23 protein-coding genes are annotated in these 24205 nt (G+C 37.6%); 17 read left to right on the forward strand and 6 right to left on the reverse strand.

Annotated features, from left to right (window positions below; translation table 11 throughout):
• Nucleotides 1-32: 32 nt before the first annotated feature.
• The 3 genes from KVT27_RS27080 to KVT27_RS14095 all read right to left on the reverse strand — a co-directional run bounded on the left by KVT27_RS27080 (nucleotide 33) and on the right by KVT27_RS14095 (nucleotide 1381).
• A complete protein-coding gene (locus KVT27_RS27080) occupies nucleotides 33-167 on the reverse strand; it encodes a hypothetical protein (protein WP_255350092.1) in 135 nt (44 codons plus the stop codon).
• 212 nt (nucleotides 168-379) lie between these two features.
• The gene (locus KVT27_RS14090; protein WP_025114321.1) at nucleotides 380-823 is read right to left on the reverse strand and encodes a GNAT family N-acetyltransferase; all 444 of its coding nucleotides are present in this window, start codon (nucleotides 821-823) and stop codon (nucleotides 380-382) included.
• Between the two features lie 102 nt (nucleotides 824-925).
• Nucleotides 926-1381 carry a GNAT family N-acetyltransferase gene (locus KVT27_RS14095; RefSeq protein ID WP_235213927.1) on the reverse strand — a complete coding sequence of 152 codons (456 nt, stop codon included), beginning with the start codon at nucleotides 1379-1381 and terminating at the stop codon, nucleotides 926-928.
• Nucleotides 1382-1578: 197 nt separating this feature from the next.
• Between KVT27_RS14095 and KVT27_RS14100 the strand changes: the two genes are divergently transcribed.
• The 5 genes from KVT27_RS14100 to KVT27_RS14120 all read left to right on the forward strand — a co-directional run bounded on the left by KVT27_RS14100 (nucleotide 1579) and on the right by KVT27_RS14120 (nucleotide 5330).
• On the forward strand, nucleotides 1579-2343 hold the full coding sequence (locus KVT27_RS14100) for an SMI1/KNR4 family protein (protein WP_036149161.1): 765 nt from the start codon (nucleotides 1579-1581) through the stop codon (nucleotides 2341-2343).
• Between the two features lie 259 nt (nucleotides 2344-2602).
• Nucleotides 2603-3283, forward strand: a complete 681-nt coding sequence (locus KVT27_RS14105) for a VOC family protein (protein WP_217581485.1) — start codon at nucleotides 2603-2605, stop codon at nucleotides 3281-3283.
• A 211-nt stretch (nucleotides 3284-3494) separates the two neighbouring features.
• Nucleotides 3495-3632, forward strand: coding sequence for a GNAT family N-acetyltransferase (locus KVT27_RS26725; RefSeq protein WP_254636158.1), 138 nt, complete (start codon nucleotides 3495-3497; stop codon nucleotides 3630-3632).
• 41 nt (nucleotides 3633-3673) lie between these two features.
• Nucleotides 3674-4666 (forward strand): zinc-dependent alcohol dehydrogenase family protein, encoded by a 993-nt coding sequence (locus KVT27_RS14115; RefSeq protein WP_217581486.1) that lies wholly within the window; start codon nucleotides 3674-3676, stop codon nucleotides 4664-4666.
• A gap of 235 nt (nucleotides 4667-4901) precedes the next feature.
• The gene (locus KVT27_RS14120; protein WP_217581487.1) at nucleotides 4902-5330 is read left to right on the forward strand and encodes a GatB/YqeY domain-containing protein; all 429 of its coding nucleotides are present in this window, start codon (nucleotides 4902-4904) and stop codon (nucleotides 5328-5330) included.
• An 81-nt stretch (nucleotides 5331-5411) separates the two neighbouring features.
• Here the strand turns inward: KVT27_RS14120 and KVT27_RS14125 are convergent, their stop codons facing one another.
• From KVT27_RS14125 to KVT27_RS14135, 3 genes are all read right to left on the reverse strand, one after another.
• Entirely contained in the window at nucleotides 5412-7109 is a 1698-nt protein-coding gene (locus tag KVT27_RS14125; protein WP_208705613.1) for a methyl-accepting chemotaxis protein, read from the reverse strand.
• Complete coding sequence (locus KVT27_RS14130; RefSeq protein ID WP_036149141.1) at nucleotides 7093-8736, reverse strand: pyridoxal phosphate-dependent decarboxylase family protein; 1644 nt, start codon at nucleotides 8734-8736, stop codon at nucleotides 7093-7095. The genes KVT27_RS14125 and KVT27_RS14130 overlap by 17 nt, the downstream gene beginning before the upstream one ends.
• Nucleotides 8737-9087: 351 nt before the next feature.
• Nucleotides 9088-9795: a polysaccharide deacetylase family protein gene (locus tag KVT27_RS14135; RefSeq protein ID WP_217581488.1), complete on the reverse strand. Its 708-nt coding sequence runs from the start codon at nucleotides 9793-9795 to the stop codon at nucleotides 9088-9090.
• A 135-nt stretch (nucleotides 9796-9930) separates the two neighbouring features.
• Between KVT27_RS14135 and KVT27_RS14140 the strand changes: the two genes are divergently transcribed.
• The 12 genes from KVT27_RS14140 (at nucleotide 9931) to KVT27_RS14195 (ending at nucleotide 24110) form a co-directional block, all read left to right on the forward strand.
• Nucleotides 9931-11121 (forward strand): DHH family phosphoesterase, encoded by a 1191-nt coding sequence (locus KVT27_RS14140; RefSeq protein ID WP_217581489.1) that lies wholly within the window; start codon nucleotides 9931-9933, stop codon nucleotides 11119-11121.
• 115 nt (nucleotides 11122-11236) lie between these two features.
• Nucleotides 11237-12097, forward strand: a complete 861-nt coding sequence (locus tag KVT27_RS14145) for a DUF4179 domain-containing protein (RefSeq protein WP_309140236.1) — start codon at nucleotides 11237-11239, stop codon at nucleotides 12095-12097.
• Nucleotides 12098-12152: 55 nt separating this feature from the next.
• Nucleotides 12153-13349, forward strand: a complete 1197-nt coding sequence (gene chrA, locus KVT27_RS14150) for a chromate efflux transporter (RefSeq protein ID WP_233301358.1) — start codon at nucleotides 12153-12155, stop codon at nucleotides 13347-13349.
• Between the two features lie 169 nt (nucleotides 13350-13518).
• Nucleotides 13519-14664 (forward strand): radical SAM family heme chaperone HemW, encoded by a 1146-nt coding sequence (hemW, locus tag KVT27_RS14155; RefSeq protein ID WP_036127204.1) that lies wholly within the window; start codon nucleotides 13519-13521, stop codon nucleotides 14662-14664.
• Between the two features lie 89 nt (nucleotides 14665-14753).
• The gene (gene hrcA, locus KVT27_RS14160; protein WP_036127203.1) at nucleotides 14754-15782 is read left to right on the forward strand and encodes a heat-inducible transcriptional repressor HrcA; all 1029 of its coding nucleotides are present in this window, start codon (nucleotides 14754-14756) and stop codon (nucleotides 15780-15782) included.
• Between the two features lie 17 nt (nucleotides 15783-15799).
• Nucleotides 15800-16372, forward strand: coding sequence for a nucleotide exchange factor GrpE (gene grpE, locus KVT27_RS14165; RefSeq protein ID WP_036127202.1), 573 nt, complete (start codon nucleotides 15800-15802; stop codon nucleotides 16370-16372).
• A gap of 75 nt (nucleotides 16373-16447) precedes the next feature.
• Nucleotides 16448-18283 (forward strand): molecular chaperone DnaK, encoded by a 1836-nt coding sequence (dnaK, locus tag KVT27_RS14170; protein WP_036149132.1) that lies wholly within the window; start codon nucleotides 16448-16450, stop codon nucleotides 18281-18283.
• A gap of 232 nt (nucleotides 18284-18515) precedes the next feature.
• Nucleotides 18516-19634, forward strand: a complete 1119-nt coding sequence (gene dnaJ, locus KVT27_RS14175; RefSeq protein ID WP_008179481.1) for a molecular chaperone DnaJ — start codon at nucleotides 18516-18518, stop codon at nucleotides 19632-19634.
• 21 nt (nucleotides 19635-19655) lie between these two features.
• A complete protein-coding gene (gene prmA / locus KVT27_RS14180) occupies nucleotides 19656-20597 on the forward strand; it encodes a 50S ribosomal protein L11 methyltransferase (RefSeq protein ID WP_008179480.1) in 942 nt (313 codons plus the stop codon).
• Nucleotides 20598-20680: 83 nt separating this feature from the next.
• Nucleotides 20681-21418, forward strand: coding sequence for a 16S rRNA (uracil(1498)-N(3))-methyltransferase (locus tag KVT27_RS14185; protein WP_217581527.1), 738 nt, complete (start codon nucleotides 20681-20683; stop codon nucleotides 21416-21418).
• Nucleotides 21419-21641: 223 nt separating this feature from the next.
• Entirely contained in the window at nucleotides 21642-22451 is an 810-nt protein-coding gene (locus KVT27_RS14190; protein WP_217581491.1) for a CsxC family protein, read from the forward strand.
• Between the two features lie 261 nt (nucleotides 22452-22712).
• On the forward strand, nucleotides 22713-24110 hold the full coding sequence (locus tag KVT27_RS14195) for a BC_2427 family protein (RefSeq protein WP_254636146.1): 1398 nt from the start codon (nucleotides 22713-22715) through the stop codon (nucleotides 24108-24110).
• The last annotated feature ends 95 nt before the right edge of the window (nucleotides 24111-24205 follow it).

Consider the following 24205-nt stretch of genomic DNA (forward strand, 5'->3'; position numbering starts at 1 on the left):
TCCTTTTGGCATTTTGATGTCGCCTGCAATATTTATTGAAACCATAAAAAGAATTTAGCTAATAAAAAAATAGGGACCCCTACAATTATTACGCCTGCCAAGAAATAACAAAATAGCATAAATACATCGAAAATCGCACCGGCTAAATCATCAATGAATTTTAACATTTCATTTCCCTCCAAACATAATAAGTATAGGCACTTACAAATTGCGAAAAGAGAAAAGCCTCAACGTCACAGTTGAAGCTATTAAATCTTACATATTTTTTACTATTTCACTATTAAAAACTAAATCTGTATAAACAATACTAACATTCATCGAAAAGTATAACAAATATTTAGGACTGCTCACATCGATGAAAGGTCAATGATAATGAATTTCACTTATCATCAAAATCATATTGTAAAGTCTTTTTTAAATAGTAATGTTTAAAATCTCTTCCTACTTGATCAAGGGTCCCATAAATTTCATAATCATGATTTTCATAAAAAGTTAACGCTTGAAAGCTTAAGGTGTCAACCTTAATGAAATCGCACTTATTCTCTAAAGCAATTTCCTCAATGGCTGCTAACAATTTTGAACCATATCCTTGACCACGAAATTTTTCATCGACCATTAATGTGTGTATTTCTAACCAGTTCCAGCAAACCTCCCCTAATATGCCACCGAAAATTTGACTGTCTTGATCTGTTAGAAATAAATTAATTTCCTTATAGCGCCCTTGTAGGTCTTTTGGGAAGTGTTCTACATTATATTCATAAAGCATGTGATTAACATAGGATTTATTTTTTGCATCTAATTGTTGTGTGATTTGTAAGGACATCTTTTACTCCTTTAGTTGAAATGGTAAATCGCGTTTCCAAATCATATGATGATTATTTGTTCCTCAAAAATGTTCAAGCACATAGTTTGGCTGTCCGAATTTTTACTGCCAAACCAGTTGTGCTTGTTTATAGCCACTGTCTAAACAAAAGCTAGGGATGTTTTTCATTTCTAACGTTGTTAGCATTTTCTTTACAAGTCTCGTTCCAATCCCACAACCTTGGTAGTTTGGATGAACATAAACGGTCCCGATTTCTGGACAATTTGACAGGTCTTCCATAATCGTTTTTTGAATGAATTCATTTGACTCACCATACTCGATGGTGCCAATGATTTCTTTTGTTTCGTCATCCTCAGCCAGCCAGAAAAACCTTTTTTGGCCCTGACTTTCAAAGTCAGCAGCTAAGTATTGTTTTTTCGTTGTCCATTCATGTTGTTGATCGTCCACCAGCTCGGCAAGACCTTCTTTAGCGAAAGTATCCTGAATGACATGTAAAAAGAATTGATGTAGTACAGGAGTATCTGCTGGCTCAGGGCGTCTGATGATTATATTTCTCAAAAGAGATTTCTCCTTTTACTGTTTTTAATAGATCTGGTGTATGTCTTTAGTATGGTGACGGCTTGGATAAATGTTATAAGATTACAAACGGATATACAAAATAATTATAGCTGTGCACTTTAAAATTATAACATGTTCTCCTTCATTGGGTAATGATGGGGTATGATAAATGCAAAGCAGTAAGGAGGGAACTACCTATGAATGAAGTATTTAAGGACATAGATGAAGTAATAGAGAACATGCGTAGTTTTATTTCAGAGATTCAACAACAAGATCCTTCATTTTATGGCATATATCCGATGATTTTTCACCAGCCACTAGAAGAAGATGTCAGTCAATTAATAGGTAGCCATTGGCAATTACCGGATGAATATATCTACTTTTTGAAACATTATGTCGTGGAAGGAATTACATGGAATACAGGTGACTATATAAACCTACAAATATACGGGGCTACCGATTTAATGCGAGGACAGGATGGTTACAATTATAATCCAGTCACAAAAGAAATCATTTCTGATTGGCCACAACATTATGTAGTCATCGCTACGGATGAGGGAGATCCATATTGTATAGATATATCGAGAGGGGATACGGCTATTTTCACTGCCTATCATGGCGCAGGGAGTTGGGATTTTGAAATGGCTTATGATCATCTCGTAGCGTTTCTTCAGAGTGTTCTTGTACCATCTAATCTAGAGGAGGAGCAACTGGAAGATCATTCTTACAATTATTATGAGATTTATATTACCGGCAATGGAAAGGATAAGCTTAAAACTTTATTACTACTTAAAAAGAGACTGTCCTGTGATTATTCAACAGCTAAAAAATCTTTAGAGCAGTTGCCGTTATTAATTTATAGAGGCATCGAAGCGGGTGCAGTTCAATTAGAAAAAGAACTACAACACATTGGTGCAGATTATCACAAAAAGAAAATAAGCTTAGCAGAATTTTTAACATGAGAGATTTGGTAAATTTCATTACATGAAATAAAAACAAGATGGTTTGATTTAATGAAATATGAAAATACCATCAAATCAGCCACCAGATGCGAAATGATTCGCAATTTGATGTGGAATTTTTGATTAGTCCTCAGCCAACTTGCAAAGGAGATCAAGATCATCTGTAAGTTATCTAAATAAACTTCATTCTTTTGCACGAAGTAAAATGCCCTGTATGACTAGTATAGTAGAGTTAACTACAAGCAAGGGGTGGATTTGAATGAAAATTACGAGGGTTAAACTAGTTGTTCATGATGTACAAAAAATGCAGCAATTTTATTGTGTGCAAATGGGATTTGCATTGGTCAAAGGTACAGAGGATTATTTTACAATAGCTGCTGGGGAGAGTGAGATGACTTTCGAGAAGGTCTCTTCTCAAATACAAAAACAATATCATTTTGCTTTAAACATTCCAAGTAATTTATTTCAACAAGCAAAGGATTGGGCGAATGAACGAGTCGGCCTACTTTTTTCGGAAGGTCAGGATGAAGTTTATTTTCAATTTTTAAAAGCCTATTCATGTTATTTTTATGATCCTGAGGGCAATATAGTGGAGTTTATTTCTAGACAGGAAGTGAATCCAAAGCTCAATACAACGACTTTTTCAATCGATCAAGTGTTACATATTGGTGAAATTAATTTAACAACAGATGATATTTTAGCAGTAGCAGGAGAGTTAAATGAATATGGTATAAAGCCAATTAATAACAAAAATATTCAACAGGATTCCCTGAATTTTCTAGGCAACTATGAAGATGGAGCCAATATTTTAGTAGGACCTAGTGCTCGTCTGTGGTATTTTTCAGATAAGATTGCGCAGGTCAGTCCATTATGTATAGAAATAAATGACACTCTCCAATTAATAATGAACGAAAAGGGGCATCTAACTGTCGTACAATGACAGTACCCTAAAATGTAATAAGTGAGTCTTATCCAACGAAGAAAGCGTATCAAGCATGACACCAAACAATTGGCTGGAATGCAAAGGGGCTTTATTTGTATGAACGGCTAAACAAGGCAATAGAAATAGTTGACTTAGTACAGGCATCTATCAAACCTTTATCTGTAATGTGATGGTGCACATAGATTTTCAGCGAAAAGGAATTGGTACAATGGAGATGGAGACCTTGTTAAAGCATTGTCAGCAGGAAAATATTATATGGGTTCAATTATTTTGCGCTAAAGGGAAGCAAACATTTTATCAGAAGCTTGGGTTTAAGAAACGTGACGCAAAAATGCCCCTGGAATGATTCTGTTTAATAGTTAATCCATAAAGGAGCTAGAAAGAATAGTGAAAGTAAAATCTCTTAAAATATATGAATATGGAAATCCAAAAGAGGTAATAAGGGTTGAAAATAAAACCATTACACCTCCTACTCCCCATGAAATTCTTGTACGTATGCTAGCAAGGCCGATCAATCCATCTGATCTTATCCCAATATGGGGGAAATATGCTCATCGAATCACTTTACCAACAGTACCTGGCTATGAGGGCGTTGGCATTGTTGAAGCTGTCGGATCGCTTGTTTCGCCCAAGCTTCTTGGTCAGCGAGTGCTACCTCTACGGGGAGAGGGGACTTGGCAAGAAGTGGTAAAAACCCAAGCTGAATTTGCTATAGCGATCCCAGCTGACATGGATAATTTTACTGCAGCACAAATGTATATTAATCCTCTTACAGCTTTAGTAACTTGTACAGAAGTTATAAAATTACGATCGAGTGATGTTTTATTAGTGAACGCTTGTGGCTCAGCTATCGGACATATTTATGCGCAATTTGCGAAATTATTAGGTTTCCAGCTAATTGCGGTTACAAGAAATGGTCGGCATACGGATGCCTTACAGCAACTTGGTGCCAACTATGTCATTGATACGTCCTATATGCCCCTGTATGAGACGGTGATGGCATTAACAAATGGGCGAGGAGCAGATGCTGCCATTGATTCCATAGGAGGAGATGCTGGCAATCAACTTGCATTTTGTGTGAAACCTGGTGGGAATTTTTTAGCTATTGGTCTTTTATCAGGAGTACAGGTAGATTGGGCAAACATTGTGAAGGAAGCAAGGGTCCAGGCTAGGATGTTTCATTTACGACATTGGCAACTTCAGTCGACAACAGAAAAATGGCAACAATTTATGCAACATCTAATCAACCTTGTACATAATAGGACATTAACAATGATGAACGTAAATGCGTACTTTCCATTATTGGACATTCACAAGGCAATAGACGCCGTTGAATCTAGCCATACTAATAAAGGGAAGGTTTTTTTAACAACCGAATAAAAGGAGAACACATGAACAACACTAGGCGAACAGCTGAATTTAAAGCTAGTTTTGTTAGTGTGTTTTTTATTGGGGAGAATTTATTGCGCGAGGAAATGGCTCCAAGGTGGCTCATTTCTTATCAGGGGGAGCTAAGGGGAATGCTCCATTATCAAGTGAAGTTCTGATTAAAAGTGTTCAGGCTAGTTTTGTGGTATAATTTTTTGGAATATAAAGGCTTGAAGGAGTGAGGACATTGTTAAAAACAGAGGTATTTGAACAATTAAAAACGGCAATGAAAGAAAAAGATATTTTGGCAAAGGGTGTATTATCTCTTTTAAAATCGGCTTTAGATTTGGCTGAAAAGGAAAAGGGAGAGGCTTTAACTGCTGATGAAGAAATGGCCATTGTAAATCGAGAGGTCAAACAAACAAATCAGGCTTTAGAGGGTGCTCAAAAGGCTGAACGAGCAGATTTAATTGAGAAAGAAGAAGCTAAATTAGTACTCTTAAAATCATTCTTACCAACGCAATTATCGGAAGAAGAGATTGCTGAAAAATTAGTAGCCGCTGGTGTTGAAAAAGGAATGAATATGGGAGAGGCTATGAAAATTGCTAAGCCATTACTTTCTGGTCAAGCTGAAGGTGCAGCGATTTCAAAAGTTGTGAAAAGTATTATTGCTTAATCTTCTACCTTCTTGGTAGAAGATTTTTTTGTTCTACTAAAAAACCGCTACACCTTTTTCAGGTATAGCGGTTATGTTTATTTATAATTTAAATTTCTGGATGATATGGCGAAGTTCCTGTGCCATCTCAGCTAAGTTATTGGAGGATGCAGTAATTTCTTCAATACTTGCAGATTGCTCCTCGGAGGCAGCTGCTACGTTTTGAATATTGCCTGATGATTGTACAGCTACAACTCCCACTTGCTCAACAGAAACCGCAATACTGCTAACTCCTTCGTTGATATGGGCCATAATGTTATTCACATGATCCATTTCCTTCGTCAGGTCTGTGATATGAGCATAAATATCAGCAAATGCTTCACCCGAGGCGTTGAAGGTTGTAGAGCTTTCAGCAAGATTGCTACTGCTAATCGCCATTGATTTTACGGCTTGTGCAGATTCCTCTTTAATCGTTTCAATACGTGTACGAATACTATTTGTTGCATCTAATGATTGGTCTGCTAGTTTACGTACTTCCTCTGCAACGACCGCAAAGCCCTTCCCATGTTCACCTGCACGAGCTGCCTCAATCGAAGCATTTAATGCAAGTAAATTGGTTTGATCAGTAATCTGTGTAATTAATGTGACAATATCTCCAATTTCATTCGTGTACGTACTTAAGCGTTCCACAACAGTTGCAGATTCTTGAATAGCTTGAGATGTAACAGCCATTTTTTCAGTGGCATCTTTAATCGTAGTATTGCCTTTTTCTGAAATAGCTGACGCATCAAATGCCTTTTCAGTCACATCCGTAACGCTTGTAACAACCTCAGACATTTTGCCTGAGATGGATGTAATATGACTTTCGACTTCTTCAATCGAATAGGTTTGTTTTTCTGAACCGGCGGCAACTTCTTGCATAGAAGAAGTAATTTGCTGTATGGATGCACTTGTTTGCTCAGAGCTTGCCGTTAATTCCTCAGACATGGCAGCCACTTGCTCAGCATTTTGAGCAATTTGCTGAATCAATATACGTAGATCCTCTGTCATATTTTCAATGCCAGACGAAAGTTGAGCGATCTCATTGGAGCCCTTTATTTGAAGCGGTTCAACTGCTAATTCTCCCTGTGCAACTTGTCCTACATATTGAGTCATTTTTTTGATAGGTCTCGTAATGCCTACGCTAATGAAGTAAGCAACGATAATGCCTAAAATCACAAAAATAACCGTCATAATAATACAAATCCAAAGTGTTTCTGTTTGAAGTTTAGAGATAAAGGAAGCGTCCATATCTAAACCAAAAATAATATCTGTATCTTTGAATGGGATGAATATAGATTTATGGATACCATACTCATCTTTATAAATATCACTTGTTTGAATCGTTCCAGTGTTGATAGCTTCACGCATTTCTACACTAAATTCATAATCTTGCTGATGATTGTCCGTATCACTTAAAGCGACGATATGCTCTTTCCCATTTGCATTAGATAGCACATAGGCATTTTCAATATCGTATTTTTTAATTGTTGCATTCAATTGATCTAATAATTTTTTATATTTCTCAGGACTACCATTATCCGCAGCCTTGACATCATTTTTATCGATATTTTCAAATATAGTGCTCGATGTTATTTCTAATGTCGATTCAAATTGTTTAATAACAAAATTGTCGATAATGCGATAGGAAACAGCAAACATGACAATGCTAAATATCAACGAAATAATGGCTATCGGAATAGTAAAGCTAGCAATATATTTATAGAGTAAAGAACTCTTAAATTTATTGACGATACGCAATTTGAGACGCCTCCAATACTTGAAGCTTTTTCTGTAAGAATTGAATCATATTAGGGATATGCTCAGTCTCCGTATAAGGTGAAATGGAGAAGAACTTTGCCGCAGCCACTGGTACAAGTTGTGTTGTATCATTTGTACGAACTGTGCAAACTCGAGTTGTATCACCAAAGAATACTTCGTCTCGACCTTCTCCGATAATCTCAAATAAAGAAGCATTGATGGCATTAATACGTTCAATTTGATCTTGTGAATAGTGACCAGCTTGTTCTGCTTGCCAGTTCAAGCCATCAGGGTATAAACGGAAGGCAGTGACTGGACCAATATTCATTTCATTGACAACCTGTAGGCTTGGTATTTCTGCAGCTAATTGTGCACGGAATGCTAAATTCACGCGTACATAATTGGCTAGTATTTGTTGATAGCCTTCCTTACCGAATGCTTGTAAAGCAGCCAAAATGGCAATAGAGCTACCCATGCGAGAGCATTCTAACGTATAACCTGTATGATAGGAGCCGTAGCCACGATTACCAACATAAGGTGTATCAAAGTCCTCAATATCTAATAGCTGTAAGCTTTTACCGTCTTTAATTAAGAATAAGCTTGTTAAATAAGGAGTTTGTCCAAGTTTTTGGAAATCGAAGCAAAGGCTATCTGCAATGGCTAGATGCTGCATACGTTCATGGATTTGAGACAGACCTTGTAATACATCCTCTTCAAATTGAAGTGGGTTATTCTTGAAATCATAATCATTGAAAAATGCATAAAAACCACCTAAAGCTGAGTCAGCGTGAATATGTACTGGTTGTAGGTTGTACTTTTGCTCAAGGCTAGTTGTAACTTCTTTTACAGCCTTTACATCATCAATACCAAATTGATCTGTTGCCCCTGTAGTTGCTACGACATAGACAGGAATACCGCCTTTTTCAATGACCTCAGTCATGCGTGCACGTAAGTCTTCTACATCCATGGAGTGATCTTCGCCTGCTTTTACACGTACTAGATGTTTACTGCCAATTCCTACTGCTTCAATAGATTTTAAAAGACTATAATGAGCGTTTTCTGAAGCAAAACAATATAAATTATTAGGAATACCATCTTCCTTAGCGTGTGGGAATTGCTTTGCAATAGCTAGACGTAAACCACTGAAAACAGCCCCTTGACCGCCCCATGTAGTATAGCCAAAGCTTTTCGTGTAATCATAGCCTACTAATTTAGACATCATAGCTACTACCTTTACCTCACACTCAGCAGCAGCAGGTCCATAAACATCCCATAAGTTATTGCCATTCAGAAGGGCATTTGTAAACTGACCTAATACGCCAGGAATGCTGGCCATTGGCAAAACATTTGTGACAAAGTTACGTGTATGGTAGGGATGCCCTTGCATTAATTCTGTTAATTCTTCTACCACTTGATCGAGGCCAACGCCAGTTGTCGGTACTTGATGGTCCTGCATAAGCTCTTGATAAAAATTAGCAGAGCGGTCTTTCATTGGACCTAGTGTCGTTTTATTTGGATCCTTTAACTTATCTAATGAAGAAACAATTTTCTCTAATAAGGATAAAAAATTCTCTCTTTGTTGAATATTTCCATCTTCGCTCTGGAATAATTGTTGGATATTTTGCATCATCATCATCCTTCGTAGTTCATATTTCCTCTATTTTTAATTGAATAAAAATAGGTCCTTATACTAAAAGTATAATAGCATATTTTAGCAGAGATGGTGATTATATTTTACTGAAAAAATATATATTAACATTTCCGAAAAATCTAACATTGAGAAAATTCGTTGTTTAACTTTATATTAAGGGAATATAGGCTGTGTAAAATTTGTGAGGGTGGAATGGTAGGAGAGTAAATAATATAAAATACTATAATGTTAATATTATAGTGAATGAACATGATATTGCTGCCTCATGACTATTATTGACTAAGGAATCTGTCCTATAGTAGGCACAGATTCCTTAGTGTTTTTTTATTAATCGTTTTTGATGGTTAAAAGTTCATCAATCGTTACAAATGTGTAACCTTCGTCCATTAATGTCTGTAAAATTTTCTCTATGGCCTGTAATTCATTACCCGTAGAATCATACATAGGGTGCATTAAAATAATGGAACCTGGTCGAATGTTTTCTTTTACATACCTCACTTTTTCATCAGCCTGTGTGAAAAACGTATCAGGTTCTAAGTTCCATGTAATCGTCTCTCGCTTATGTTTATTTAAATAATAGGGGAATCCAATTAGTTTTTTGCCATATGGAGGTCTTACTACGATTGATTCCGTATAGCCAATATCAGCTATTAAGTCATCGGTTTTTTCGATTTCATGTTTAATAAAGGCAGGACTCTTTAATACCATACGCTTGTGTGAATACGTATGATTTCCAATTTGATGACCAGCCTCAGCAATTTTTCTCGCCTCCTCAGGCTGTCCTTCGATATCCTTTCCGATTAGAAAAAACGTTGCTTTCACTTGATAATCGTCTAGTAACGTTAAGATAGCATCGGTATTTTTAGTTGGTCCATCATCAAATGTCAACGCAACAACTTTGTCATTTGTCTCAACTTGAGAGGTTAGGTTTCCAAACAATTGATATTTGCGGGCATTCATTAGTTTATAGGCTGAAAATGTGAAGGCAAGTATTACTACGATGACAATTCCACTATAGGCGAGCTTACGTTTCATTGATATTTCTCCTTCTGATATGAATTTGTGTAGCTGAATTAATTGTTTTAAATGTATGTGATCACGTATTCTTTTTCAACGACATTCTTTGTTTGAATAACAAAAAAGTAACCATACTATATCGGAGGTGAAGACATGTATAAATTACTATCACATAACGATTTAGATGGTGTAGGTTGCGGGATTCTAGCTAAGCTAGCGTTTAACGATCAGGTGAAAATACGATATAACTCTGTTACAGCACTTGACCGCGAGATCGAGTTCTTTTTGGAAAATGAACAGTCCAAATCTTTTTTATTTATTACAGATCTTTCTCCGAATGAGGGGAACGAAAAAAGAATTGATGATTACTTTCAGGCTACTGGGAATGTGCAGCTTTTAGACCATCACCAAACAGCCCTCCACCTCAATCAGTACGAGTGGGGTAAGGTTGTAATGGAAGATGAACAAGGCCTTTTAACGTCTGCCACATCATTATTTTATCAATATCTTGTCATGCATGGACTATTAGAAAAAACAGATGTTCTAACAGAGTTTGTTGAGTTAGTGCGACAGTATGATACATGGGAATGGGAAAGGAACGGAAATTATCAGGCGCAACGATTGAATGCACTCTTTTTTTTAGTGTCTATAGAAGAATTCGAAGAGAAAATGCTGGATCGATTAAAAAGTCAGCCTCATTTCGACTTTGATGAATTTGAAAAGAAAATTTTAAGCATGGAAGAGGAGAAAATAGAACGTTATATTCGCCGAAAAAAACGTGAGCTAATTCAAACAAATTTAGGTGACTTCTATGGTGGGGTTGTTTATGCGGAATCTTATCATTCTGAGCTTGGCAATGAATTAGGGAAAGAAAACGTTCATCTTGATTATATTGCCATGATTAACATGGGGAGTAAAAGAGTTTCCTTCCGTACGATACATGATCATATTAATGTGGCGGCCATCGCAGCCTTGTTTGGTGGAGGAGGGCATCAAAAAGCAGCTGGGTGCTCATTAACAGTGGAGGCATACAAGCAATTTGTGCTAGAAACTTTCCACGTAGAGCCCATTCCTGAGGACGCAAAAAGAAATCGCTATAACCTTAAGGGTACCACCTTTGGAACCTTCTATAAAAATCACCACGATGAATTATTTCTTCTCTATTCAAATAATGAAATGGATTGGATCATTGAAATAAATAAAATGCCGCTTGAGCAAACCTTTATGAGCTTTAAAGATGCTGAATGGTATGTAAAGCGATATTACCAGGCTTGGCTAGTAAGGGATGATCTATTCGTGGACTATTTAATGCAAGAAGTAAATAAGGCTCGTCATCTAAAATAAAGGGATTGAATAATTCCTTTAAATACATATTGATTTTGTCCAACCTTCTTTCTATTCAGGTTATATAATGCTTCTTTACTAACTACAATAAATCATAACTATTTATAAAAAAGAGGTGTACTTGTTGTCCGATGATATCTTTCGAGTTGTAGATTTAAATAAGGAAAATCGAGGACGCAAAAAATGGGGAATTGTTGTTGTATTCTTATTAGTCTTAGTAGTTAGTAGTTCTTCTTTGCTGTACTGGTTATGGGATAGGGAAGTAGATTTTGAAGCTTATAAAACAGAGGTAGGGGAAACAGCTAACAATAGTCTTGGGCGTTTAACGTTAAATGAAGTGATCATGGATGACAATCAAGTTTTATTAAATGCAACCTTCGAGCCTGCTAAAGAGTTTAAGCCAGATCATCAGGTGTTTTTCTTTCCCCAAATACTTGTTAACGGTAAAGATTATATGGTTCGTAATGGAGGTCAGTCTATTGCAAAATCTGCAAATGTTTATACCATTTATAATAGCATCAAAATGGATGATTTCCCGACAGATGAAATTTTAGAATTGGATATTCGTTATAAAGATTGGAATGTAGAAACACGCATTGAAAAGCCGTGGGAATTTCAAGTAGAGGCATCACAAGAGCAATTACAAGAAGATCGACATATTTTTCCAATCGATAAAAAAGTCAAACATATTGATCAGCAAGAGTTAATGATTGATCGTGTAGTTTCCACCCCTATCTCTACTACTATTTATTTTCATTCTGAGAAAAGTATTGTCAATGAGGCTCTACTCTTTAAAATTCAGTCTAAAGGTGGGCAATCATGGACTTTTGAAACACCCTATCCTTTAAATAAAGAAGGGACAAAGTGGGGAAGCCGTTTGGATGGACTATACTTATCTGAGAAAAATTATACGTTAGTTCCTGTCGATAAGGATGGGAGTAGACTTGATTCCGCCATTAAAATAAAAAAAGATTAGCGATGAATGAAAATTTACAAACTCTTAATCTGAAAGGATCACCTTTCCGTGTAAGATGAAAAAAAAGATATGGAAAGTAGTTGAGAGTTTGCGAACGCTATGGGAGATTTTTTATGTTTCATTAAAATTAGGTTGTACGTCATTTGGGGGACCAACAGCTCATTTAGGTTATTTTCAACAAGAATACGTGCAAAAACGTAAATGGCTATCTGCCCAAGATTATAGTCAGCTTGTCATATTGAGTCAATTTTTACCAGGGCCTGCATCTAGTCAGGTGGGAATGGGGATTGGCTTATTAAGGGGTGGTTTATTAGGGAGTGTACTTTCATTCCTGGGCTTTACGCTACCCTCTGTGTTGTTATTGATGGTATTTGCCTATATTTCCATGTATACAGAGTTAAAAATGGATTGGATACATGGTTTGAAGTTAGTAGCTGTGGCAATTGTGGCACAAGCAATATTTGATATGAGTAAAAAATTACTATCAACAAAATTGCATGGGGTGATCGCTATAATGGCGCTTATCATCGTGCTATTATGGGCCCATCCGCTGGCACAAATAACAGCCATTTTACTAGCTGCTTGTATCGGCTTTCAACGAATAAAAAAAAGTAACGAGGGCAATGCACCTTTAGCGATTCATATGCCTATTTCTAAATCCACTGGTATTGCTTTATTAAGCCTTTTCTTACTATTGCTCTTTGGGTTACCGATGATGAGTACTTTGTGGAATCATGAATGGGTAACAATGCTTGAGAAGTTTTATCTAGCAGGGGCACTTGTATTTGGTGGAGGTCATGTAGTCTTACCTTTATTAGAGGCACAGTTTGTTCAAAGTGGACAAATGAGTACTGCGGACTTTTTAGCAGGCTATGGTATGACACAGGCAGTTCCAGGGCCATTATTTACATTTGCAGCTTATATTGGCATGGCTATTGCTGGTGTGCCAGGAGCGATTATCGCCACTTTGGCAATTTTCCTACCAGCATTTTTGTTAGTAATAGGGGCCCTCCCTTTTTGGTTCAGCTTAAGCCGTAATATCCGACTAAGGGGAGCCATGTCAGGAGCCAATGCGGCAGTCGTCGGAATTTTGGTCGCTGCCTTTATCCATCCGATTGTGACACAAACTATTCAAAACGGATTAGATGTTGTCTTTGTCGCTGTATTCTTATGGTGTTTAATGCGCTGGAAGATGCCACCTTACTTATTGGTGCTTTTAGGTATAGTAGTCGGTATTATTTGTTATACATGAATTGAACTAGTAGGCTAGAGGGATTTCTTTGGCATACTAGTTTTTAGTTTGTAGAAAAAATAATGGGGAAAAATATGTGTAAACCCACTAGATGGTTTCATAGCGTTCCTTCTATTGATTCGTTATAATGTAGAAATGGAAAAGACTTAACGAGAAAGAAGGGAAAGCTATGGCACGAGGTGTTTACATTCATATTCCTTTCTGTCATCAAATCTGTAATTATTGTGATTTCAATAAATTTTACTTTAAAAATCAACCAGTGGATGAATATATAGAAGCACTTGGGAAGGAAATGGCGCTTGCAACGCAAAAAAATCCAGAAAGCTTTCGTCATATCGAAACCATTTTCTTGGGTGGAGGTACACCAACAGCATTATCGCCACAGCAATTGGACAAACTTCTAACATTAATTCGTACGTATATTCCAATGAATAGTGTGACAGAATTTACATCAGAGGCGAATCCAGATGAATTGTCTGCGGAGAAATTGCAAGTTTTGTTTGAGGGCGGTGTCAATCGACTAAGTATGGGTGTGCAATCCTTCGATCAGGGACTGTTACAAAAAATAGGACGGACACATAGTAACGAGCATGTGTATGAAACAATTGCTTTGGCTAAAAAAATCGGCTTCCAAAATATTAGTATTGATTTAATGTATGGATTGCCAGGCCAAACAATGGCCCAATGGAAAGACTCATTAGAAAAAGCATTAGCCCTTGATTTACCTCATTTCTCTGCTTACTCCCTTATTGTGGAGCCAAAAACGATTTTTTATAATCAGTATGCAAAAGGAAAGCTCCTTTTACCAACAGAGGATTTGGAAGCGGATATGTACGATGTTTTAATGCAGCAAATGGAATTGCATGGTCTTCAACAATACGAAATTAGTAATTTTGCAAAGCCTGGTTATCACTCGGAGCATAATAAGATCTACTGGGATAACGATGAATATGCTGGCTTTGGTGCTGGTGCCCATGGATATCTAGCAGGTGTCCGCTATTCCAATCACGGACCTTTAAAAAAATATATGGAAACTGTCTTCGCAGGGGAACTTCCAATTGTCCATGAGCATGAAGTATCACAGGCTGAAAAAAGAGAAGAGCAAATGTTTTTAGGACTGCGTAAAACTGAGGGAGTTAAGCACAAAATATATGAAGAGAAGTTGAAGGTACCGATCGTAGCTCATTATGATTCTGTCCTGAAAGAGCTAGTATCAAAAGGACTTTTAGAACATGATGATGTGGGTGTTCGCCTCACAAGAAAAGGGCGTTTTGTGGGTAATGAGGTATTTCAACAATTTTTGCTAGAAGAATGAGCGATATCGTTGACATAAATTGTGGGATTTGATAATTTAATAATAGTATTAGCACTCCTCTTAGTTGAGTGCTAACAGAGGTGATAATCATGCTAACAAATCGGCAGTTACAGATTTTGCAAGTAATTATAGATGACTTTATTTTATCTGCACAGCCGGTAGGTTCTCGCCAAATCTCCAAAAAACAAGGGATTACATTTAGTCCAGCCACAATTCGAAATGAAATGGCGGATTTAGAGGAATTAGGCTATTTAGAAAAAACGCATACTTCCTCTGGTCGAGTGCCTTCGGAAAAGGGTTACAGATTTTATGTAGATCATTTGTTGAGTCCTCAAGGTATTAACTCGAGAGACATTCAACAGATCCAATCGATTTTCAATGATCGACTTGTAGAAGTAGAGCATATTATCCGAAAGTCAGCCAATATTCTATCAGAGCTGACATCTTACACTTCCATACTATTAGGGCCTGATGTTCAAAGACATCGTGTCAAAAGATTTTCGATTGTACCACTGTCAAGTGATACAGCAGTAGCGATTATCGTGACGAATAATGGACATGTTGAAAATCGCTTATTTAATTTACCACCTGATTTTACCGCTTCGGATTTAGAAAAAATGGTCAATATCTTGAATGATCGCCTAATAGGTGTGTCATTAGATGAGCTCCATAAAAGTCTAGAAGCTGAAGTGTTGGCAGTCTTACAGCAACATGTTCGATCAGCGGATGATTTTATTCATGCACTTGTAACAGCGACCATGCAAAATCCAGAAAGTAAGATTTTCTATGGTGGTAAAACGAATATGTTTAATCAACCTGAGTTTCATGATTTAAATAAAGTCCGTATGATATTGGACTTAATGGAAACGACCAGCCAAGTGCAGTCATTATTCCATCCAAATGAATCAGGCATTCATATTCGAATAGGCTCTGAAAATAAACAGCTAGAAATGGAAAATTGCAGTGTCATTACCACTACGTATTCTATTGGTGATGATCAACAGGGAGCCATTGCTATTATTGGCCCAACACGCATGGATTATAAGCGTGTGGTGGCATTATTAGACGTAATACGCTTGGACTTAACACAAGCATTTATGAAGAATCGTAGTGAGTGATTATGAGGAGGATTCAAGTGACGGAAACAACTGAAAACAAAGATTTAGTACAAGATGATGTACAAGCTGCAACGACAGCAGAGGAAGTAGAGCGCACAGAGGTTCAAGAAGAAGTTGAATTATCAGTGGAAGAACAATATGAGGCGAAACTTGCTGAATTACAAGCAAAGCTAGATGACGAGGAAAACCGACACCTACGTCTACGTGCAGATTTTGATAATATGCGTCGTCGACAACAACTAGATCGTGAGGCTGCTGAAAAGTACCGAGCGCAAAGCTTATTATCGGATTTACTGCCAGTCCTTGATAATTTTGAGCGTGCATTACAGGTGGAGACAACTTCTGAAGAGACTGCATCTATTATTAAAGGAATTGAAATGGTGTATCGCTCGTTGCTAGACGCAACAGAAAAAGAAGGTCTGCAAGTGATTAAAGCAGAAGGTGAGCAATTTGATCCAAATATCCACCAAGCTGTTATGCAGGAACAGGATAGTGAAAAAGAGACGGGTGTCGTCTTACGCGAGCTACAAAAAGGATATATCTTAAAAGATCGTGTTTTACGCCCAACTATGGTATCTGTGAACGAATAGTCTTAGCACTATTTAGTCAATTAAAATTAGTGAAAAAACGCATCCCTTGCGTCGAATTAATAGGAGGAAATTTTAATGAGCAAAATTATTGGTATTGACTTAGGAACAACAAACTCTTGCGTTTCTGTACTTGAAGGTGGCGAACCAAAAGTAATTCCAAATCCAGAAGGAAATCGTACAACACCATCTGTTGTTGCATTTAAAAATGGCGAACGCCAAGTTGGTGAAGTAGCAAAACGTCAATCAGTAACAAACCCGAACACAATCATCTCTATTAAATCAAAAATGGGTACAGCTGAAAAAGTAACGGTGGAAGACAATAACTACACTCCACAAGAAGTATCTGCTATGATTCTTCAATACTTAAAAGGTTATGCAGAAGATTACTTAGGTGAAAAAGTTACGAAAGCAGTAATTACAGTTCCTGCTTACTTTAACGATGCACAACGCCAAGCAACAAAAGATGCTGGTAAAATCGCTGGTCTTGAAGTTGAGCGTATCATCAATGAACCAACAGCTGCAGCACTAGCTTATGGTTTAGATAAACAAGATCAAGATCAAAAAGTATTAGTATTTGACCTTGGTGGTGGTACATTTGACGTATCGATCCTTGAGTTAGGTGATGGTGTTTTTGAAGTATTAGCAACTGCTGGTGATAACAAACTAGGTGGGGATGACTTCGATGACGCAATTATCGAATATTTAGTGGCTGAATTCAAAAAAGAAAATGGCATTGATTTATCAAAAGATAAAATGGCCATGCAACGTTTAAAAGATGCTGCTGAAAAAGCGAAAAAAGACTTATCTGGTGTAACATCAACACAAATCTCTTTACCATTCATTACAGCTGGTGAAGCAGGTCCATTGCACTTAGAGATTTCTTTAACACGTGCGAAATTCGATGAAATTACATTACCATTAGTAAATCGTACAGTAGGTCCAGTACGCCAAGCATTATCTGATGCAGGTCTTTCAACTTCTGAACTTGACCAAGTTATTCTAGTTGGTGGTTCTACTCGTATTCCTGCTGTACAGGAAGCAGTACGTAAAGAAACTAACAAAGAACCTCACCGTGGTGTAAACCCAGACGAAGTTGTAGCAATGGGTGCTGCAGTTCAAGGTGGCGTTTTAACAGGTGATGTGAAAGACGTTGTATTACTTGACGTAACACCACTTTCACTTGGTATTGAAACAATGGGTGGCGTGTTCACGAAATTAATTGACCGTAACACTACAATCCCAACATCTAAATCACAAGTATTCTCTACAGCAGCTGACAACCAACCAGCAGTAGATATTCACGTCCTACAAGGTGAACGCTCAATGGCTGCAGACAACAAAACATTAGGTCGCTTCCAATTAGCAGATATTCCACCAGCACCACGTGGTGTACCTCAAATCGAAGTAACTTTCGATATTGATAAAAATGGTATTGTATCTGTAAAAGCGAAAGACCTTGGTACAAATAAAGAGCAAACAATTGTAATCCAATCTGATTCAGGTTTATCAGAGGCAGAAATTGAACGCATGGTAAAAGACGCAGAGGCTAATGCTGACGCAGATGCTAAACGTAAAGAAGAGGCAGATCTTCGCAATGAAGCTGACCAATTAGTATTCCAAGTGGATAAAACAATTACTGACCTAGGTGAGCAAATTACAGAAGACGAGAAAAAATCTGTAGAAGATGCTCGTGATGAATTGAAAAAAGCACTTGAAGCTGGCGAATTAGAAGGAATTAAAGCAGCTAAAGAAAAATTAGAAGGTGTTTTACAGCCATTAGTTATGAAAGTTTATGAACAAGCGGCAGCAGCTGCTCAAGCAGCACAAGGCGGAGAAGCAGACGCTGGTGCTGGTAAAAAAGATGATGGTGTTGTAGACGCTGATTTCGAAGAAGTAAAAGATGATAAATAAGAATTAAACGTACAGTAAAGTGAAAAAGCCAAAGACCGCTTGCGGCTTTGGCTTTTGTCATGATGTAAGGTTATCTTCCTAGTAAAGGTACCAATTAAGAAATGCTTGCATACGTTAACACTGCTAGGAAGTAAAAACCTCAAATTTATACAGACGAATACTCAAAAAATAAGGCAGTTTTATCGACTGCATGTTACAATAGATTTTATGCAAACAGAGCGGAGTGTGAATCATGGAGAAACGCGATTATTACGAGGTGCTTGGCCTAACAAAATCGGCAACAAAAGATGAAATCAAAAAAGCATACCGTAAACTATCAAAGCAATATCACCCTGACCTTAATAAAGAGCCGGGTGCAGATGAAAAATTCAAAGAAATCGCTGAAGCATATGAAGTATTAAGTGATGATCAGAAAAAAGCACGCTACGACCAATTTGGTCATGAGGACCCAAATGCTGGATTTGGTGGTGGCTTTGGAGGCGGCGGCTTTGGCGGCTTCGAGGATATTTTCAGTTCATTCTTTGGCGGTGGTGGACGTCGTCAGGACCCAAATGCGCCACGCAAAGGTGACGACCTGCAATATCGCATGAATATTAAATTTGAAGAAGCTATTTTTGGGAAAGAAACAGAAATCGAAATCCCTAAAGATGAAACGTGTGAAACTTGTCATGGCTCCGGAGCAAAGCCTGGTACACAACCTGAAACATGTTCGACGTGTAATGGTGCTGGTCAAATCAACCAAGCAGTGGATACACCATTTGGTCGTATGATGAACCGTCGTTCTTGTACAACTTGTCATGGGACAGGGAAGATCATTAAAGAAAAATGTTCAACTTGTCGTGGAGAAGGAAAAGTTCAAAAACGCAAGAAAATTAAAGTGTCCATTCCAGCTGGTGTCGATGATGGTCAACAAATTCGTGTATCTGGTCAAGGTGAGCCAGGTATAAACGGAGGACCAGCAGGGGATTTATATATTATGTTCCGTGTTCAAGGTCATAATGATTTCGAACGTGATGGAGATGATATTTATTTCGAGTTGAAATTGACATTCCCACAGGCAGCACTGGGAGATGAAATTGAAGTACCAACTGTTCACGGTAAAGTAAAACTACGCATTCCAGCTGGTACACAGTCAGGTGCTCAATTCCGTTTAAAAGATAAAGGTGTAAAAAATGTTCATGGCTATGGTACGGGGAACCAGTATGTAACCGTGAAGGTGATGACGCCAGAGAAATTAACGGAAAAACAAAAGCAATTATTACGAGAATTTGCAGAAATTAGTGGCGATATCCCTGAAGAGCAAGGAAGTTCACTATTCGATAAAATTAAGAAAAAATTCCAAGGTGAATAATTAGAGGAGCTGAAGAGCTACGTGAAGTGGTCAGAATTATCCATTCATACAAAAAATGAAGCGGTAGAAGCAATTTCGAATATTTTGCATGAAGCAGGAGCAAGTGGTGTTGTTATTGAAGATTCTGCAGAGTTTGCGAAGCCACGTGAAGATCAATTTGGTGAAATATATGCGCTAAATGAAGAGGATTTCCCGAAGGATGGCGTCATTGTAAAAGCTTATTTATCGGAGTCTAGTTTCTTAAATGAAACGGTCGAGGAAATTAAAGCAGCCATTACAAATCTAACGAACTTTAACATTGATATTGGTGAAAATGTAGTATCCATTGTTGAGGTTAATGAGGAAGATTGGGCAACTGCATGGAAGCAATACTACCATCCTGTCAAAATTTCTGAACGCTTTACCATTGTCCCAACATGGGAGCAATATACACCTGTCTCAACAGATGAATTAATTATTGAATTAGATCCAGGTATGGCATTTGGTACTGGAACACATCCAACTACAGTGATGTGTCTACAAGGTCTTGAAAAGGTCATCAAAGAAGGCGATACGGTTGTTGATATTGGAACAGGGTCAGGCGTATTGTCTATCGGAGCGGCACTACTTGGGGCTAAAAATGTGCATGCCCTCGATCTAGATGAGGTTGCAGTTCGCTCTGCACAAGAAAATGTTGCCTTAAATAAAGTAGAGGACAAAGTAGCTGTTTTCCACGGTAACCTATTAGATACGGTTAAAGAACCAGCAGATGTGGTTGTCGCAAATATTTTGGCAGAAATCATTATGTCCTTCACTGACGATGCATTTACAATTGTGAAACCAGGTGGATTATATGTCACTTCAGGCATTATCGGTGCCAAACGCGATGATGTTAAAGTAGCTCTGGAAGCTTCAGGCTTTATAATTGAAGAAGTATTATTAATGGAAGATTGGGTAGCGATCATTGCCCGTCGACCACTATAACTTGATGGAGGAAGCGCCAAATCGTAAGCCATGTGCTGGCGATTTGGCGCTTTCATTTCTTGCTAGAAAGGATTGTGGAGCATATGCAACGATATTTTATTGAAACAGCCATAGAGAATTTACGGATTAGTGGAGAAGATGCACGGCATATTGAGCGAGTGATGCGCATGAAACAAGGCGATCAGATTGTTGTTGTTGCACAAAATATTGCTCATATTTGTACGATTACAGGATTTGAAGGTGATGAGGTAGTGGTTGACGCTACTGGCGAAACTATCCCTTCATCGGAGCTACCTATTCAAATAACAGTAGCTTGTGGCTTACCAAAGGGCGATAAGCTAGAGCTGATTACACAAAAAGCGACAGAGCTTGGCATGTTTGCCTTACTGCCATTTGAAGCGGAACGCTCGATTGTGAAATGGGACAAGAAAAAAGGGGCTAAAAAGCAAGAGAGATTGCAAAAAATTGCAAAAGAGGCGGCGGAACAAGCCCATCGTACACATATTCCAACAGTGTATGAACCTGTTACATTTAAACAATTGTTACAAGAAATAGACCAATTTGATGCCGTTTTTATCGCAGACGAAGAGGATGCAAAAGCTGAGAAACGCACACGATTTGCGGACAAGCTTAGACTTGTGCATGATCAAAAATTAACATCAATGCTTATTATTTTTGGTCCAGAGGGTGGCATTTCTCGTAAAGAGTCAGAGGCCTTGTTACATGCTGGTGCTCAAACCATGTCGTTGGGACCAAGAATTTTACGTGCAGAAACAGCGCCACTGTATGCGTTGTCTGCCATCTCATATGAATTTGAATAAATGCTATGCTAACGATGAGTAATAGGGAAGCCACCTAATTTTATTTAGGTGGTTTTTTTATGAGTTCCTTTTTGAACAGGAGGCAGATTTAGTATTCAGGCTCAAAAATTCCAAATTAAATATGGAAGAGAACAAGTTCAATGTCCATATATAGATTTTATTGCTACATATTCTAGCGATAGGAGAGCTCACTAAAACTATAAATTGAAAAGAGGTAATTTTTTTGAGTGAACAATTTGATAGTCAGATTCAACCGATTCAACCTTGTCCAGTAACATCAACTGAACAAATCCCATTAACGAATGATTTTACGCAACTAATAGCTACACCAGTAACAGCGCCAACTATTAAAATTCCAGTAGTATTGGCAGAGCCAACTTTACAAATCGTTGTAGAGTCAGATATTACCCTAACTCCAGCAGCAACTGAAATCAAAAGAGTAAAAAAACATGTCTTTCTCAATCAAGTGAAGCTGGTACCAGTTAACTTTGCACGAATTGCTGGCACTGACTATTTCAGAGTAACAAGAGCTAAATTATTTGTAGCAGGCCATATTCGTAAGAATATCGAATATGCTTCATCCGCATGTAGTGGGGCACTTCGTGATAGAATTGCTGACGTTCCGTTTTCTGGTTTTACAGATCTTACTTTCCCACAAACAATTGGGAGCTCTACACCAATCTTAGGAATATCCGAGTTTGCAGAAGCGAACTTCCTAAATGAAGCGACTCAAATGGATGCTCGTCTTGATAAGGCTTTCTTCCAAAATCTTGTGAAATACAATGAACAACCATTTGGTGAATTAGTAGCAGCGAACTTCTTTGAACTTGATTTTTCACCAATTATGGCAGCACCAGAATGTACATTTAGCACATTACGTGAAAAAATCGTATTAGAATTAACTGTAAAAGTATTGCAAGTTCAACAAATTCGTTTGGGAGCTGGAAGTAGCGTAGTAACTCCTGTTCTTCCAGGACTTACACCACCAGTTTCACCACCAGTTAATCCTACTCCTCCTTCTGAATTTTGTTAATCGCAACTATTGAATAAAGTCATAACAAGGCACTGATCAAAATTCATAATTTTTTGCTGGCAGTTGACAGTTCGGATTTTATTCGGACTATTAACTGCCTTTTTACATCCAAAAACGAATGGACCATACAAAACGTATTAAACTGAGACTTCTGTGACAAATAGGGAAATCAAGCATACTATAAATTGTAATTAGTATGGCAATCTTTCCATTAAAGATGAATGGATATAAATGTACCTAATATTGTTTGGGAGTGAACGAATGAATACTCCATGGATTAACTTTAGAGAGATGAGAGAAGTATCTTCTAAGCAAAATAAATATACGGATTGGGCGTATCAGACAAAAGATAACGAATCTTCAGGAGATGGAGAGGAAAGCAATTCTCGACTTAGTGAAATAGAAGATGAATCACCTACAACGGATTCGATAGCTATCCCTCATGACATACCTAGACCATCAGAAACAACCGAAGAGAAAGACAATGAACCTCCACTAGGTAACGATGAGAATCCTTTGGAGGACCATGTAGTATCTGATCAAGACTTAGTATTAGATGAAGGAGAAATCGAATTTTTCCTACATAGTGATCAGAACCTTGAAGAGAAAATAGCTTTAACAGAGCGATCAGATGCCAATGAAGACCTACCCATTTCAGCAGAGACGAATATGGAGGGAGAAATCGCCCCTTCGCCAAATATTGAAACTGGTGCTATAGAGGAATCGATTTTAACAAAACATGTACTCGTATCTACAGAAACGAATAGGGAGGATGTTGAAGAAATCCCGTCTGATTATGATGAGTCCCGGGTGGAAGAACATGATTTAGCAACTCACTCAGATGCAGAATCTACAGTAGAAAATAAAAGGCACTTTGAGGACACTGTGGATACGAAGAAAAACAATCCCATTCCAAAATCGTTGTATGGAGAGATATACTCCATTACTAAAAAATGCCCGTTTTCTACGTATGTAGAGATTAATAGTTTTCTCCATGCTCCTATTTATGGCGAACATGTTCAAAATACTACATTCGAATTTCTGGATAAAAACGATCATCTAACTCCACAATTTGAAACAAAGCTTTTCCATACGACAGCAGATTATCCTGACCATCCTGAATGTCGTTTAGTTCGGTCAGACATTAATCAATTGATTTCAATCATGAAAACTGATACGAATGATAAAAATAATATGCAGCATCGTCCCTTTCAATCAGTGGTCACTCCTGTACATAACTCACCATCAATTGAAAAAGGGGAAGCCAGCTCTTACGCATCTGATTTAATACATATTCGAGTACCTGTTGTAGTTGGGGAATATAAAATTGAACTATGTCTTGAAGAGATTATGGCATTTGAAAAAGGGATTGTAGGGGTGAAAGAAATCTCGAATAAGGTAGTGCTTACCAACTGTAGATTTATACCTATTCGTTTATCCCAATCATTAGAGAATGGAACATGTACAGCAGTAAAGGGAAAGTTATTGATAGAAGGCTATATACAGCAGAATATTGAATATACAGCATTGGATTCACAAAATGAGTCAATAACTCATGCCAATCGATTAAGTCAGAATATAGTTTTAGAATTAATTATCCATATGTTACAAGTACAAAAAATCCTAGTTCTATATGACAGTCCACGCCTTGGGCAATAATAGAAGTTTTTTCACTCAGCATAAAAGTTTCTTTTCTAATATATACGTCCATATATAGTTTTAATTGCTACATATTCTAGCGATAGGAGAGCTCT

Origin of the sequence: Lysinibacillus sp. GbtcB16 (genome assembly GCF_019091145.1) — a bacterium.
In the GTDB taxonomy this organism is placed as follows: Bacteria; Bacillota; Bacilli; order Bacillales_A; family Planococcaceae; genus Lysinibacillus; species Lysinibacillus fusiformis.

Coding starts and splice junctions, on each gene's coding strand:
- KVT27_RS14105 (WP_217581485.1), top strand. CDS start 2,603: ATGAAAATTACGAGGGTTAAACTAGTTGTTCATGATGTACAAAAAATG.
- KVT27_RS14090 (WP_025114321.1), bottom strand. CDS start 823: ATGTCCTTACAAATCACACAACAATTAGATGCAAAAAATAAATCCTAT.
- KVT27_RS14140 (WP_217581489.1), top strand. CDS start 9,931: ATGTATAAATTACTATCACATAACGATTTAGATGGTGTAGGTTGCGGG.
- KVT27_RS26725 (WP_254636158.1), top strand. CDS start 3,495: ATGGAGATGGAGACCTTGTTAAAGCATTGTCAGCAGGAAAATATTATA.
- KVT27_RS14135 (WP_217581488.1), bottom strand. CDS start 9,795: ATGAAACGTAAGCTCGCCTATAGTGGAATTGTCATCGTAGTAATACTT.
- dnaK (WP_036149132.1), top strand. CDS start 16,448: ATGAGCAAAATTATTGGTATTGACTTAGGAACAACAAACTCTTGCGTT.
- chrA (WP_233301358.1), top strand. CDS start 12,153: ATGAAAAAAAAGATATGGAAAGTAGTTGAGAGTTTGCGAACGCTATGG.
- KVT27_RS14185 (WP_217581527.1), top strand. CDS start 20,681: ATGCAACGATATTTTATTGAAACAGCCATAGAGAATTTACGGATTAGT.
- hemW (WP_036127204.1), top strand. CDS start 13,519: ATGGCACGAGGTGTTTACATTCATATTCCTTTCTGTCATCAAATCTGT.
- hrcA (WP_036127203.1), top strand. CDS start 14,754: ATGCTAACAAATCGGCAGTTACAGATTTTGCAAGTAATTATAGATGAC.
- KVT27_RS27080 (WP_255350092.1), bottom strand. CDS start 167: ATGTTAAAATTCATTGATGATTTAGCCGGTGCGATTTTCGATGTATTT.
- dnaJ (WP_008179481.1), top strand. CDS start 18,516: ATGGAGAAACGCGATTATTACGAGGTGCTTGGCCTAACAAAATCGGCA.
- KVT27_RS14130 (WP_036149141.1), bottom strand. CDS start 8,736: ATGCAAAATATCCAACAATTATTCCAGAGCGAAGATGGAAATATTCAA.
- KVT27_RS14195 (WP_254636146.1), top strand. CDS start 22,713: ATGAATACTCCATGGATTAACTTTAGAGAGATGAGAGAAGTATCTTCT.
- KVT27_RS14100 (WP_036149161.1), top strand. CDS start 1,579: ATGAATGAAGTATTTAAGGACATAGATGAAGTAATAGAGAACATGCGT.